Annotated in this window: 1 protein-coding gene; it reads left to right on the top strand. The window is 40.8% G+C overall.

Annotation, left to right across the window (positions count from 1 at the left end; all coding sequences use genetic code 11):
• On the top strand, positions 1-426 hold a 426-nt coding region (locus HMPREF2937_RS10970), incomplete at both ends, for an FIVAR domain-containing protein (protein ID WP_180364641.1).

The following is a 426-nucleotide window of genomic DNA, read 5'->3' as shown; positions in this document are numbered from 1 at the left end:
AAACTGCTCAAGATAAAGCAGACGCAGTCAATGCGGCACTTGAAGCGTTGAAAGCAGAGCTTGAAAAAGCGAAAACTATCAACCAAGCGAACTTTACTCCTAACAGCGTTGAACCATTAGTAGATACAATGGCTGTGGCACAAGGTATTGTGAACAATCCGGAATCTGTAACTGTTGATCAAATCAAAGAAGCAACACAAGCATTAAAAGATGCACAAGCTGGATTGGTTGCGAAAGCAGATAAAGCGGAACTTGAAAAAGCAATCAATAATGCAGAAGGTTTAACATTAGATCCAACAGATAAAGAAGATAAAGCGGTCCAAGATGCGTTAGAAAAAGCGAAAGCATTACAAGCAGATGCTAATGCGACACAAGACGCAGTAGACGCAGCTAAAGATGCGTTGAACAAAGCAATCGAAGCGAAAA

The organism is Staphylococcus sp. HMSC061G12 (assembly GCF_001838465.1).
GTDB lineage: Bacteria > Bacillota > Bacilli > Staphylococcales > Staphylococcaceae > Staphylococcus > Staphylococcus simulans.
Note: the sequence above shows the minus strand (reverse complement) of the source record. Positions and strands in the feature narration are given on the sequence as shown.